The sequence below is a fragment of the Pedobacter antarcticus genome, from assembly GCF_900112985.1.
GTDB lineage: Bacteria > Bacteroidota > Bacteroidia > Sphingobacteriales > Sphingobacteriaceae > Pedobacter > Pedobacter antarcticus.
In genome coordinates this window covers 383,065-396,383 of record NZ_FONS01000003.1, presented here as the reverse complement: position 1 = coordinate 396,383, position 13,319 = coordinate 383,065, and the positions used below count along the sequence as shown (strand labels likewise).

At 40.4% G+C, this 13,319-nt stretch carries 12 protein-coding genes and 1 tRNA gene; 5 read left to right on the top strand and 8 right to left on the bottom strand.

Annotated elements, in window-relative coordinates; translation table 11 throughout:
* The first annotated feature begins 26 nt into the window (after nt 1-26).
* Nucleotides 27-431, top strand: a complete 405-nt coding sequence (locus BM192_RS09270; protein WP_037442672.1) for an EVE domain-containing protein — start codon at nt 27-29, stop codon at nt 429-431.
* Nucleotides 432-492: 61 nt separating this feature from the next.
* Here BM192_RS09270 and BM192_RS09265 read toward each other — a convergent pair whose 3' ends face one another.
* A complete protein-coding gene (locus BM192_RS09265; RefSeq protein WP_051760061.1) occupies nt 493-1,014 on the bottom strand; it encodes an acyl-CoA thioesterase in 522 nt (173 codons plus the stop codon).
* 82 nt (nt 1,015-1,096) lie between these two features.
* Here BM192_RS09265 and BM192_RS09260 point away from each other — a divergent pair, with 82 nt between their 5' ends.
* Nucleotides 1,097-2,584 (top strand): alpha-amylase, encoded by a 1,488-nt coding sequence (locus tag BM192_RS09260; RefSeq protein WP_037442670.1) that lies wholly within the window; start codon nt 1,097-1,099, stop codon nt 2,582-2,584.
* Between the two features lie 29 nt (nt 2,585-2,613).
* Here the strand turns inward: BM192_RS09260 and BM192_RS09255 are convergent, their stop codons facing one another.
* On the bottom strand, nt 2,614-4,530 hold the full coding sequence (locus BM192_RS09255; protein WP_037442668.1) for an ABC-F family ATP-binding cassette domain-containing protein: 1,917 nt from the start codon (nt 4,528-4,530) through the stop codon (nt 2,614-2,616).
* A gap of 155 nt (nt 4,531-4,685) precedes the next feature.
* On the opposite strand from BM192_RS09255, the gene BM192_RS09250 reads away from it, so the two are divergent.
* Nucleotides 4,686-5,714, top strand: coding sequence for a quinone-dependent dihydroorotate dehydrogenase (locus BM192_RS09250; protein WP_037442666.1), 1,029 nt, complete (start codon nt 4,686-4,688; stop codon nt 5,712-5,714).
* A gap of 86 nt (nt 5,715-5,800) precedes the next feature.
* On the opposite strand, the gene BM192_RS09245 is transcribed toward BM192_RS09250, so the two are convergent.
* From BM192_RS09245 to BM192_RS09235, 3 genes are all read right to left on the bottom strand, one after another.
* Nucleotides 5,801-5,986: a spore protein gene (locus tag BM192_RS09245; RefSeq protein WP_074590364.1), complete on the bottom strand. Its 186-nt coding sequence runs from the start codon at nt 5,984-5,986 to the stop codon at nt 5,801-5,803.
* A 38-nt stretch (nt 5,987-6,024) separates the two neighbouring features.
* A tRNA-Cys gene (locus tag BM192_RS09240) sits at nt 6,025-6,095 on the bottom strand.
* A gap of 48 nt (nt 6,096-6,143) precedes the next feature.
* Entirely contained in the window at nt 6,144-6,893 is a 750-nt protein-coding gene (locus BM192_RS09235) for a TrmH family RNA methyltransferase (protein ID WP_037442664.1), read from the bottom strand.
* On the opposite strand from BM192_RS09235, the gene tamL reads away from it, so the two are divergent.
* The gene (gene tamL / locus BM192_RS09230; protein WP_074963960.1) at nt 6,884-9,259 is read left to right on the top strand and encodes a translocation and assembly module lipoprotein TamL; all 2,376 of its coding nucleotides are present in this window, start codon (nt 6,884-6,886) and stop codon (nt 9,257-9,259) included. The genes BM192_RS09235 and tamL overlap by 10 nt on opposite strands.
* Before the next feature lie 13 nt (nt 9,260-9,272).
* Here tamL and BM192_RS09225 read toward each other — a convergent pair whose 3' ends face one another.
* From BM192_RS09225 to BM192_RS09215, 3 genes are read right to left on the bottom strand one after another with little or no spacing between them, the layout of a single operon-like run.
* Nucleotides 9,273-9,803, bottom strand: coding sequence for a hypothetical protein (locus BM192_RS09225; protein WP_037441672.1), 531 nt, complete (start codon nt 9,801-9,803; stop codon nt 9,273-9,275).
* A 12-nt stretch (nt 9,804-9,815) separates the two neighbouring features.
* Complete coding sequence (locus BM192_RS09220) at nt 9,816-12,134, bottom strand: patatin-like phospholipase family protein (protein WP_280513388.1); 2,319 nt, start codon at nt 12,132-12,134, stop codon at nt 9,816-9,818.
* 23 nt (nt 12,135-12,157) lie between these two features.
* Nucleotides 12,158-12,652: a TspO/MBR family protein gene (locus BM192_RS09215; protein WP_037441675.1), complete on the bottom strand. Its 495-nt coding sequence runs from the start codon at nt 12,650-12,652 to the stop codon at nt 12,158-12,160.
* A 118-nt stretch (nt 12,653-12,770) separates the two neighbouring features.
* Between BM192_RS09215 and BM192_RS09210 the strand changes: the two genes are divergently transcribed.
* Nucleotides 12,771-13,319 (top strand): acyl-CoA thioesterase, encoded by a 549-nt coding sequence (locus tag BM192_RS09210; protein WP_074590369.1) that lies wholly within the window; start codon nt 12,771-12,773, stop codon nt 13,317-13,319.

Genomic DNA, 13,319 nt, shown 5'->3' with positions numbered 1-13,319 from the left:
ATAAAATCATCTCAAACATAAGATCCGTGAATTATTTTTTAGTCAAATCAGAACCGTTTAAATATAGCTGGGAACAGTTTAATAAAGATGGCCGTACCTTTTGGGACGGTGTCCGCAACTATCAGGCGAGGAATAATATCAAATTAATGAAGGAGGGAGATCTGGTTCTCTTTTACCACAGCAATGAAGGTAAGCATGTTGTAGGTATAGCGAAGGTTGTCAGGGAGTTTTATCAGGATCCAACTACAGATAATGAAAATTGGGTAGTGGTCGACCTGGTTCCGGTGGAAACCTTGAAAAATCCGGTTACACTTGAACAGATTAAAGCTGAAGAAAGTTTGAAAGATATTTCTCTGGTGAGACAGGGAAGGCTGTCCGTTATGCAGTTAAAAGCAGAAGAATTTGATAAAATCCTGGAAATGGGAAGTTAAAATAGAAAAGGTGTTGTCGGCAAAATTATCGCGCATCACAACACCTTTTTATTTTGACTTTTTATTCAGTAAAGAATAATGCCTTTAATTCCTTAGCATCATTTGGTAACATTTTACCTGCAAGTATTAGCCTTAATTGTCTTCTGCGCAGCGCACCCTCATATAATTCTTCCTCTTCTGCATCTTCTGGCTTTAGTTCCGGTACCGGAATTGTTCTTCCGCTCTGATCAACTGCAACGAAAGTATAATAAGCTTCATTAGATTTTACACGGCTTCCAGAGGGGATGTTTTCCGCCCACACGTCCAGACGTACCTCTACCGAAGTATGGAATGCTCTTGTAACTTTGGCCTCAATCGTAATCACATCTCCAAGCTTAATAGGTTGTTTAAAAGAGACGTTGTCTACTGACGCAGTAACTACAATCCTATTACAGTGTTTTTGAGCAGAAATAGCAGCAGCAATATCCATCCAATGCAGTAATCTTCCACCCATTAGATTATTGAGTGTATTGGTGTCATTTGGTAATACCAATTCATTCATAATGGTGAATGAATTTTTAGGATTTTTGATATTTGAACTCATATTGCTGCAAAAGTAAACAAAAAGTCAGACATCATGTTATATGTACTGTAAAGCCATCATTTAAAAAAATATTATTTTTCATATGTCCAACCAAACCCTGATCCAATACTTCCACTGGTATTATAATGATGGTGAAAATTTATGGAGAAAGGCGGCATCCCGCGCTTCTGCATTAAAAGAAAGCGGTATTACCGCAGTATGGTTTCCGCCAGCTTATAAGTCCACCGAAGGAGATGCTTCCACAGGATATGACTGTTACGATCTGTTCGACTTAGGTGAGTTTGATCAGAAAAACAGTATCCCTACTAAATACGGGACCAAAGACGAATACATTAATGCCATCCGGGCTATTCATGAACAAGGTATGATGGTCATTGCCGATGTGGTTTTTAACCATAAAGCTGGTGGTGATGAACTCGAGCGTGTAGCTGTAAGGAAGGTTGCTGAAGACGACAGGAACCAGTTCATATCAGATGTATTTGAGATTGATGCATGGACTAAGTTCAATTTTCCAGGCAGGCAAGGCAAATACTCAGAGTTTATTTGGGATAAATCCTGTTTTAGTGGCATTGACTGGGCCGAAGACCTGCAGGAGACCTCTATTTTTGCTATTCAGCATGAATACGATCAAGTGTGGGGAAATGTACCTTCAGCTGAAATGGGGAACTATGACTACCTGATGTTTAACGATATAGAATTTAGGAATCCAGCCGTCCGCGAGGAACTGAAGCGGTGGGGAGAATGGTATTTTGAGACCTGTAATATGGGCGGTTTTCGTCTTGATGCAGTTAAACATATCGATACCGATTTTCTTCTGGAATGGATTAATCATATGAACGGCAAATATGGTCGTGAGTTTTTTATCGTTGCGGAGAATTGGGTATTAGACGACGTAATGAAGCTGCGGGATTATATTGATCTTACTGAAGGCAAGATGCAGCTTTTTGATTCCATGCTGCATCATAATTTCTATCAGGCTGCCCAGCAAGGACAGGACTACGATCTAAGAGGAATTCTAAGCAATACATTGATTGAATCTCATCCTCATCTGGCGGTAACCTTTGTAGATAATCATGACTCTCAACCACTGCAGTCACTGGAAGCGTATGTTGACTTTTGGTTCAGGCCATTAGCTTATGCTATGATCCTGCTCAGAGAACAGGGGATCCCATGCGTTTTTTACCCTGACTTGTACGGTGCATCTTATATGGATACCGATGCAGATGGTAATCCGGCCGAAGTAGAGCTGGTAACCATAGAGAAGCTGCCGCTGATGACCAGAATACGAAGGGATCTTTCTTATGGCTTACAACGTGATTATATAGATCATCCTAATTGTATAGGCTGGACCCGGGAAGGGGAGATGGATAAAGAGAATTCAGGGTTGGCTGTGCTGATGAGCAATGGAGAGCGGGGTGTAAAAGTTATGGAGATAGGTGCCGCCCATGCAGGTAGAAAAATGAAAGACGTGTTTGACTATTGTCCCGAAGAGATTATAATCGGAGATGACGGTGCTGCAGAATTTTACTGCCAGCCGGGAAGTGTCTCTGTCTGGGTATTTGTTGAATAAAAAAGGGGAGCAATGCTCCCCTTTTTTATTCAATTATCTTCCAACTCCATGATTTCTGCAGCCAGATCTTCCCATTTTTGCTGGGCTTCGTCAAGCCTTTGCTTTGCGGCCTGATATTTTTTATTAGCTTCTGCAAGTTTCGTCTGATCTGAATATACCTTTTCATCCGCAAGCTCCGTTTCAACTGCTTTTACCTGCTGGTCTAGCTCAACAGTTTCCTGTTCTACCTTTTGTAACTGGTCGTTAAGTTTTTTTAACTGCTGCTGTGTATTCACCGTTACTGGTTTCGGCTCAGCTTTTGGTTTTACTTCTTTTTCCTGTTTAACAGGAATATTTTTAGCAGGAGGGATTACCCTTTTACTATTCCATACTTCGTATTCTGCATAAGTTCCGGGGTATTGTTTGATTTGCTCTTCCTCAATGAACCAGATTTTGTTGGCTACATTGTCCAGGAAATACCTATCGTGGGATACAGCGATAAAAGTACCTTCAAATTGTTTCAAAGCCTGAATCAGAATATTTACAGATTGAATATCCAAGTGATTTGTAGGCTCATCCAATATCAGGAAGTTAGAGTCAGTGGTTAATGATTTCGCCAGTGCAACCCTTGATTTCTCTCCCCCTGAAAGTACTTTGATCTTTTTAAATACATCGTCACCGGTAAACAGGAAACAGCCCAGAATAGACCGGAGCTCGGTGTCCGTATGTTTTGGTGCAAATGCCTGCAGCTCTTCCAGGATTGTATTCCCAAGATGAAGAGATTCCAGCTGATGCTGTGCAAAGAATGTCGTCGTTACATTGTGTCCGGTTTCTATAGAGCCTTCAAACTTCTCTACATTCGCGACCATACGTAATAACGTAGATTTACCTTTACCATTGGCACCGATTAAAGCAATTTTATCCCCTTTTTCGATCACAGCTTCTGCATTCTCCAGAATGTCTATGTTCGGATATTTTTTAGTGGCATTTTCAATCCTGACTACATGACGGCCGGAAGGTTTAGTGAATTTAAAGCTGAAGTTTACAGTTGGATTGTCGTCGTCTACGTCTTCGACACGTTCCAGTTTATCCAGTGCTTTCATTCTGGATTGTGCCATTTTAGCTTTACTTGCTTTCGCTTTGAAACGCTCAATCAGCTTTTCTTCCTGCTTAATTTTAGCCTGTTGATTTTTAAATTCACCTTTCTGGATTTCACCACGCAGTGATTTTTCTTCCAGATAGAAGGTATAGTTACCAGCATAAGTAGTTAGTTTTCCTTTGCGGGATTCTACTATCCGGTTGACGATTTTATCCAGAAAATACCTATCATGTGATACGATTACAATTGCGCCTTCAAACCCTGCCAGATAAGTTTCCAGCCATTTAATGGAAGGTAAATCCATGTGATTGGTTGGCTCATCCAGTAAAAGGATATCTGGTGTCTGTAATAAGATCTTGGCTAGCATTACGCGCATTCTCCATCCTCCTGAGAAGGTGTTCAGCGGACGGTGCTGATCCTCAGTGCTGAATCCAAGACCTGCCAGAATCTCATTTGCTTTATATTCAATATTATAACCGTCAAGAGCTTCAAATTCCTGTTGCTTATCGCTCAGTTTATTTAAAACGTCTTCAGAATAATCGGTTTCTATCTTTTTTAGAAGTTCTTCAATTTCATCATGTATTTTATTCTGACGCTCAAATGCTTCCATGGCAACGTGCAGAATAGTATGGTGAGATTCGTAGGAAAGTAAATCCTGGTTTAAGTAACCTATTTTTAGGTCTTTAGACATAGAGATAGACCCAGAAGAAGGGGCATATTCTCCAACAATAATTTTTAAGAGGGTAGATTTACCAGTACCATTGGCACCGATGAGGCCAATTCTCTCTCCTGGTTTAATATGCCAGTTCGCTTCGTCATATAAAGCCCTGGAACCTATTAGGAATGTTAAGTCGTTTATCGAAATCATGTGGCTGCAAAAGTACGTTTTTTAGACGCATTTTTATTTCAATATGATTTAACTTGTCTAGTTTTTACATGATTATCAGTGATAAAGCATTTTTTTTTGGGTCAAAACCATTCAATCAACTTTGTGTTACCTGAAATGGTTCCTATCTTCGCCATATGTATCGTCTTATCAAACCAGTATTTTTTCAGTTCGATCCGGAAAAAGTACATCACTTCGTCGTTAAACGACTCAACTGGTTCCATGCACATTTCCCTTTTGGCAAAACAATCCTCAGAAGTAGCTTTGATGTTCAGATTAAAGGTCTGGAAAGGGAAGTTTTTGGAATTAAATTTAAAAACCCCGTCGGTTTAGCTGCTGGGTTTGATAAAAACGGGGAGTACATCGAAGCTTTGAGTGATCTTGGATTCGGATTTATAGAAGTTGGAACTGTTACCCCTCTGCCTCAGCCGGGCAATGATCTGCCAAGAATGTTCAGGTTACCAAAAGATCAGGCGCTGATCAACAGAATGGGGTTCAATAATAAAGGTGTGGATACACTTGCTGAGAGATTGCGCCTGCTTAAAGTAAAGAATAAGGAGATCGTAATTGGTGGAAACATCGGGAAAAATAAGCTTACTCCAAATGAAGATGCAGTATCAGATTATGTGAAGTGTTTCGAACGCCTTTTTGATGTGGTAGATTACTTTGTCGTAAACGTCAGTTCTCCAAATACGCCTGGTTTACGTGAGTTACAGGAGAAAGAGCCATTGACAGATCTGCTTAAAACATTACAGGGACTTAATCATAAAAATGGAATCTCCCGCCCGATCCTACTCAAGATTGCACCGGATTTAACGGATGAACAATTGAACGATATTGTTGATATCGTGATAGAGTCAAAAATCGCTGGTGTTATCGCAACAAATACGACTGTCGACAAGAGTACATTGACCAGCCCTGCTGAACTGGCGGCAGAACAAGGCGGACTAAGCGGTAAACCTTTAACTCAAAGATCTACAGAGGTGATCCGCTACCTTTCCAAGCGTTCAGGGAAAGCATTCCCTATTATTGGTGTTGGCGGGATACATTCAGCACAGGATGCCAAAGATAAACTCGAAGCTGGTGCATCACTTATACAGGTCTATACAGGGTTTGTATATGAAGGACCTGAGATCGTCAAGAATATTTGTAAAGCATTGGTTTAACCAATGCTTTTTTTGTTTCCGCTAGAAAATCCGGAAACAAAAAAAGGGGTGCTGTTACAGCACCCCTTTTTTAAAAGAATAAAATCTTATGAAGCTCTTAAAGCTGAAGATAATTGATCTAATAACAAGTTGTTTTTAGCTAATTGATCTTTAGTAGATTGTTTTGAACGGCTTCCTAACTCAATGTTTGTAGCCAATTTCAAAGTTTTAACTTCTAGACGTGAAGTCGTTTTGTTCTTTCTGTCTTTTCTTTTTAATCTGGTAACTGCCATGGTCTTAACCTTTATTTTTTTAATTTATTCAAAATCTGAGGTCGAGAGCGGATTCGAACCGCTGTAGGAGGTTTTGCAGACCTCTGCCTAGCCACTCGGCCACTCGACCTGTTGAAATTCAGGATGCAAAAATAGCAATTAATACTTAGTTTGCAATTTATTTCTGCAAATTTCTGAATATATCTGCACAGAAAATTGCAGCTGAAACCGCAACGTTCAAAGACTCAGTGAGTCCCGCGCCGGGAATAGTTACCGGACGATCAATTAAATTTATCACTTCCGGGCTTAAACCTTTGCCCTCGTTCCCAAAAACTATTAGGCCGGATTTCCCCCAGTTTGTCTGATACATGTTCTCACCTTCAAGTAAAGCGCCGAAAACGGGGATATTGATCTCCTGAATCAGCTCTGGCAGATCCTGATAGAGTACCTTTACGCGGCATAAGGAGCCCATCGTAGATTGTACCGTTTTAGGGTTATAAACTTCTACAGTATTCGGCGAACAAATTATATGTTTAAAGCCGAACCAGTCTGCTGTGCGAATAATAGTTCCCAGATTTCCCGGATCCTGTACGCCGTCCAAAACTAAGGAGAATCCTGTTGACAACTCTGCTAAATTCAGCTTTTCCTGGACTGGAATATGAACGAGTGCTAGAATTCCCTGTGGTGCTTGTAAAGTGCTTATCTTGTCCAGATCCTTACTGTTTATTTCAAATAACTTTATATTTGAGGGTAATTCGGGCAGTAAATGCTGATATTCGTTCAGAACATAAATACTGTGGATCTGAAAACCGGAAGGAATAAACTCAATAATTGACTTAATTCCTTCAATAATAAATATCCCATGCTCTTTGCGGTACTTTTTTTGATGTAATGATTTTATAAACCCTATCTGAGACTTTGAAAGCATATTCTATTTATAAAGCGAGATTTTATTTCTTCGCAAAATTACTATTATTTCTCGTGTTTTTGAACGGATGTTCATCGACTAAGTTTATCGAGGATAATCAGGCGATCGTGAAAAAAATTGAAATCGACAGTATTCCATCTAAATATAAAGAAGAAGCAGTAAACTATATTCAAAAGGATATAAGGCCAGCGTCGAAGCTGGGTATAAATGTCGGATTGTACAATATTTTCTACTCGCTTTTTAAAATCAAATCGGTAGGTAAGCCAGCACCTGTGCTAGATAGTACGCTCGTAGAGATATCCAGAAACCAGGTGGAGAAATATCTCCAAAGCAAGGGCTTTTTTAAGGCGACCGTGACTTCGTCTATTGCCGTAAAAAGACAACGTGCGGCCGTAGAATTCGTAGCCAATACAGGACCTGCCTTTAAAGTTGAAAAATTAGGTTATGTGATTCCTGATACTGCAGTTAAAAAACTTTACTATGATTTAAGGCCTTCTTTTACGCACTTGAAAGAGGGAATGCAATATGATGACGATTCTCTTTCCCTGGAGCGGGAAAAAGTTTATCAGGTAATGAAAGAGCATGGTTATTACGATTTTAGCCGGCCTTACATTCGTTTTACAGTCGATTCTGCTTTTTCCAATAGCACAGCGCATGTGGTTATGTATATTGATAATCCGGAAGATAAAAGCAAACATACACAGTATAAGATCGGAGAAACTAACATATTAATTGCCCCGACCACGGCGGGTTTTCCTGACTCTGTTCAGCTTAATCCGAGAAAATTCCGGGCAATCAGATATACAGATCTTTCAGGACGGTTCCGGAGAAATCCAATTGTCCGTTACGATTTTATTAAAAAAGATGAATTATATAGCAGTGAGATGGAAAATCTGACTTATGATCGTCTGTACGAGCTGAACGTTTTCAAAAACGTGAAAATCGAATATATCAAAGAAAGTGATAGCACCCCTGTTTTAAGGCCTCTGGTGCAAATGATTCCACAGAAGCGCATGAGTAACCGGGTGGAAGGTGAAATACCGTTTAACCAGGGGACAGTGGGTTTTACGATTAGTAATACCTATACCAATAATAATATTTTCAGAGGTGCGGAGAGATTTGAATTTCAGATCAAAGGCGGACTGCAGTCGCGGATAGGACAAGGTGGGGGGCTATTTAAAGATATCTATCAACGTGACTTTTCTATGAGTGCCACACTAAGCGTACCGAGACTGATGGTGCCGTTTGATATCCCGATGATGGGTAAAAATGGAATTCCTTACACATCATTTTCGACGAGTTATGTCTATGCCTTACAGAGAGACTTTTTTGTCAGGAAGGTTTTTTTAAACTCAATGACCTATGAATGGGTGGAAACCAAATCAAAGCTACACACCTTTACGCCTTTAAATTTTGAATACAGGTTTGGTGGTATTTTGCTGGATACAACCACTGCCGAGGGTAAAGAATTAGTTTTAAACAACTCTTATAATCTGGCTTTGCTGAAGAGAAGGGATCTGACTATTGGGATGAAATATTCCTATTCCCTGAATGCGAATAAATTGCTTCAGAATAAGAGCTTTATTTATTTCAGGGGGAACATAGATATTGCGGGTAATATGCTTAATGCGATCACTAAATTATCTGGTGGAAAGCATGATCCTGCAGCAGACGATTTTGCGAAACTTTTAGGCTTACCCTATAATCAGTACATCAGACCGGAAATAGATGTCCGGTGGTATAAATCACTCAGCCAGGAAAGACAGTTTATTGCGCGGTTGAATGCTGGAGTTGGTTATGCTTACGGAAATTCCAGAACAATGCCCTTTGAGAAATTATTCTTCGCGGGTGGTTCGAACGGGGTACGGGCATGGCAAGCCAGAACATTAGGCCCTGGTAATTATAACCGTGCGATCAGAAACCCTACTGAGGCAGCCAGGAGAACGTTATATGGTATTGATCAGCTTGGACAGATGCATATCGAAGCCAATTTGGAATACCGCTATAAAATGATTGACAATTTCTTCGGGGCAAAATTGAAAGGTGCTATATTTTTAGATGCGGGTAACGTATGGGATATTTCGCCAGGCAACCCGCAGCCCGAAAAATATTTTGACTTTAAGAATTTAGGCAACCAACTCGGGATTGGAACAGGGATCGGATTTCGTTATGACCTTGACTTCTTTGTATTCCGTTTTGATATTGGTTTGAAATTAAGAGATCCGCAGTTTGATCCGTCAGAGCAATGGGTAATCCGGAAATTCCTTACAGGCGGCAAAGATTTTAAAGCCGAATATAAATTAAATAACTCACCGTTTACATACAACTTTATGCAGTACAACTTTGGAATCGGGCTCCCATTTTAAGCCCGGACACTGCTTAGAAAAGTGTTTTTAGCGTATCAAAAACAGTTTCGAAAAAAGTAGAGAGATTTAGTCCGTTACTGTGGTTGAAATACATAAAGACCAGTAGGAGTATGACCACGAAAATGATGAGTTTTCGAAAGGCAAATGCGATAAACACCAATAATAGCGGTATCAATATGAGCCACATACTGTTAATTGCTATAGGATTCAAATTACCGTCCTTCTTGTAAACATAAAGTAATTTACTGTGTGTTCCACGTTCATTCTCGTGCTTGATATATACAAATGCAGACCGTTCGAGCTGCATTGGTAAAACAGCAACTCCCTCATTAAATTTTAGAGGCTGTGTGAAACCACTAACTGTGAAAGTATACGATCCGTTGATCCTTTCGATAGGCTGGTCCAGTGAATCGGCAGCAATAATCGCCAGTTTACTATTTTTGAGCAGACCTTCCTTCACCAGGAAGTTATTGATTTCGGCTTTCTGACTATAAGCATTGCCTGTAAACAGGAGCAGTATCAGGCAGGATAATAGTGTTTTCATGAAGGAGGTTATTTATTCAATTGCTCTCTTGTTGTAAATAAGATAGCCCAAATGTAGTAAAACGCCGTTTCTTTTTATCGCATCGTCATATAAATTATAGCTGATACTCACAGGTCCAACAGGAGACTGATAAACCAGACCTGCAGTTCCAGCATAATGCAGATTTCTGAAATGTGCCTGACTACGTGCATTTTGGAGACCGTTCTGTTTAATTTCCTGATAGGGTAGAAACAAAAATCCTTCTACCCTGAAGCTGAAGTTTTTACGGAGCTGAAATACGTTTTTAAGGCCACCTGCCAAATAAGTTCTTGCCCTGAAGTTTTCCAGGAACAACGATCTGCTATCTTGTAGCGGGTAGAAGGCCGGGGCAGCCAGTAGAGAAGAATAATAGGTTGAGAATAATGGCTGTGTTGAAAGTACGCCCTCAAGCAGATAACCTAAACTGTAATTCCTGCTATGAAAGAAGTAGTTTTCGTCACTTACTTTAATGCTAAGCCAGTCCCGGTTTCTACGGTGTATTTCTTCAAAATCTGCACTGGACAGTTTGCTTAGAATATTGCCGGGAGTGTAACTTTCCTTGCCGGTGAAGTAATTCAGACTGATCAGGAAATTTCTGCCGCTTGAAGCATATTGCTTACGGTTAAAGGTCATTTGCTCGAAATTAAGGGAGACGCGGCCGCCGTTAAATATAGTTTTATCAAGCACATCACCTATTTGAAAAGTATTATTGGGGCTGTACCGGTCATTGTTACTGATCAGGGAACCGCCTAAAGTAATTTTGGTATTTCTGTTCAAAGGAATTCCTGCCATCAGTTGAATATTCCTGTCGGACTGTTCAATGTAAGTCGGACTCGGATTCTCAATAAAAATCTTGCTGGTGTTGTAGTAGTTAAAATGGTTGTAGGTCATTGAGCCGGCCAAAAAGAAAGGTAGTTTGGAGGGGAAATCAATTCTCCCGTTTAGCTGAACAGACTCATAAAAACGACCGGAATAGAAATTCGCACCGAAGGTGTAAGCTTTACGGCCGAGGTAGTTATATTGCAGTCCCAGAAAAACATTACTGATCGGCCGGGTAGAAATATTCCCGCCCAGCTCTACCTTGAAGCTTTTTTTAGGCTGGGCAAGGATTTCAAACGTGTAACTGTCAGAATCCTGATTATAGACGATATTTGGATATATAGTCTCAAAAGTTTCATCTGCTACCAGTTTATAATAGCCCTGTTTGATATCTGAAAGGTCAAAAGTAGGCTTGTCTCTTTTGAAAAGACGCTCAATATATTTTTTCTGCAGCTCGTTAACCCCACTCACTTTGACCTTGTCAAAAACCAGTAATGGTTTTTTATTATTGAATTCATTCCGGCGGATTGCAAGTTCAGCGGGGTGTGTGCGGCGGCTGGTCATTTTAAGTAACCGGGGCATATCAGCCATTGTAGCTTCATAACCTTTCTGGATGAGGGCGGACACGGGGGTGAAATTGCCGGACGTGAAATCCTGGAGTTCAGGTTGTATATAAATACCATTCTTTCCCACTAGTGTTGAGTCAGACCGGGAGAGGAACATATAGAGCATTAATCTGTTCATCAGACGATCATCACTATTTTTTGGATATTCCTTAAAGTTTTTGGAAGATACATTAACACCAATAATATGATCTGGTTTAAATTCATCCTTCATCACATCAGCAGGAAAATTATTATATAGTCCACCATCAAAGACATACTGATTGTCCAGTTTGATTGGTCTGTAAATCAATGGGACGGTCATCGTTGCACGGACGGCTTCGGCAAGACTTCCTTTTTTTACTACAATGCTGCTCTGTGAAAAGATATCAGAAACCATGCAGCGGTATGGGACGAACAGGTTATCAAAATTGTCCTTTGAAATTGCTGAAGCCTGTGATAACATTTCCAGTAATGCGAAGTTTAATGGGATGTCATTGATTAAAATAGGGCGGAAGCTGATCCGGAGCGCGGTGTCTACTGTTAGTTTCGCAGCAAGCATAGAAGCGTTGGGGTTGCTTTTCTGAAAATAAAAGCTGTAATCGCTTTTGTACCTGCCGGTAACCCAATCCTGAAAATCTGGGGATAATGCGATTTTTTCGATTTGAAGCGGAGAATAACCCGCTGCGTAGAGAGCCCCCACTATGCCGCCCATAGAGGTGCCGGTAATGTAGTCGATGGGAATGCCATTTTCTTCCAGGGCTTTAAGTGCGCCTATATGTGCGAGTCCTTTTGCACCACCACCACTGAGTACCAGTCCAACCTTCTGGGCCTGTGAGCTGATACTTAGAAAGCAGAGCAGTAGCAGTAATATGGTCTTTATATGGATCACATTCCTAAAATACAGGTTTTAAATCAGAACGAATTCAAAATATAGATATTATAAGTCAGCAGTGCAGCAAAACTTACCCAGAGAAAATAAGGGATAAATATTAAACCCGCGATTTTGTCGATTTTATAGAAAATAAGACCATTAACCAGAATGGCGATTAACAGTGCGACAATCTCGAAAAGTGCAGCCCCTATCAAATGGTGGTAGAAAAAGAGATACGACCAGCATAAATTTAGTATCAGTTGGATAGCATAAATAGCAATAGTTCTAGGGAAATGGGCAATCTGTTCCCTTTTAATCCAGATCCGGTATGCAGCTATACCAATTGCGATAAACAATACCGACCAAATAGGACCAAATAGCCAGTTGGGCGGATTAAATGCAGGTTTAGCTAAACCCGGATACCATGTTCTGACAGATGAAACGGTCAGAAGACCACCGGCTAATCCAATAGAGACAGTGATGAGCAAATTAACAACTAGCGGGATGAACTGGATCTTGCCGTTCTGATTTTTCATAGGATTGTAGCTGAAGATTATAAGGTACCAGACAGATCCGGATCTTTCAAAAAGAACATATCGGTTTTAGAATCAAAACTATAAAGAAAAAACATAAATTGCCTATAAAAGTATTGCTATGGAAGGATATAAGACCGTAAAGGCCTCTCAAACAACTTTAACAGAATTGATGATCCCCTCTTATTCTAATTTCGGAGGAAAAATACATGGTGGTTTAATTTTAAGCCTGATGGATAAAGTCGCTTATGTCTGTGCAGCAAAACATGCAGACGGCTATTGTATAACCGCTTCGATAGATGTGGTAAATTTTCTGGAGCCTGTAGAAGTTGGGGAGTTACTGTCTTTGATGGCATCGGTTAACTATGTGGGCAGAACTTCGATTGTAATTGGTATCAGGGTTATTTCTGAAAATCTCAAAACACAGGTAATCAAACACACCAACACCAGTTATTTTACGATGGTTGCAATGGGCGATGACCATAAACCCAGAGAGGTGCCTGGACTCATTTTAAAAAGTCAGGACGATATCCGGCGTTTCGCTCAGGCGATGAAACGAAAAAAAAGGAAAGCAATTATTGCAAAAGAAGAAGAGGCCATGCACGCCGGTTTTGATGATGTATCCTGCAGGGAAGAGCTGCTGGAGGAACGGTGTGTACTTGAAGTATAA

Excerpts from the sequence above, each read along its gene's own strand:
- BM192_RS09260 (WP_037442670.1), top strand. The coding sequence starts at position 1,097 with ATGTCCAACCAAACCCTGATCCAATACTTCCACTGGTATTATAATGAT.
- BM192_RS09255 (WP_037442668.1), bottom strand. The coding sequence starts at position 4,530 with ATGATTTCGATAAACGACTTAACATTCCTAATAGGTTCCAGGGCTTTA.
- BM192_RS09245 (WP_074590364.1), bottom strand. The coding sequence starts at position 5,986 with ATGGCAGTTACCAGATTAAAAAGAAAAGACAGAAAGAACAAAACGACT.
- BM192_RS09250 (WP_037442666.1), top strand. The coding sequence starts at position 4,686 with ATGTATCGTCTTATCAAACCAGTATTTTTTCAGTTCGATCCGGAAAAA.
- BM192_RS09215 (WP_037441675.1), bottom strand. The coding sequence starts at position 12,652 with ATGAAAAATCAGAACGGCAAGATCCAGTTCATCCCGCTAGTTGTTAAT.
- BM192_RS09265 (WP_051760061.1), bottom strand. The coding sequence starts at position 1,014 with ATGAGTTCAAATATCAAAAATCCTAAAAATTCATTCACCATTATGAAT.
- BM192_RS09210 (WP_074590369.1), top strand. The coding sequence starts at position 12,771 with ATGGAAGGATATAAGACCGTAAAGGCCTCTCAAACAACTTTAACAGAA.
- BM192_RS09225 (WP_037441672.1), bottom strand. The coding sequence starts at position 9,803 with ATGAAAACACTATTATCCTGCCTGATACTGCTCCTGTTTACAGGCAAT.
- BM192_RS09235 (WP_037442664.1), bottom strand. The coding sequence starts at position 6,893 with ATGCTTTCAAAGTCTCAGATAGGGTTTATAAAATCATTACATCAAAAA.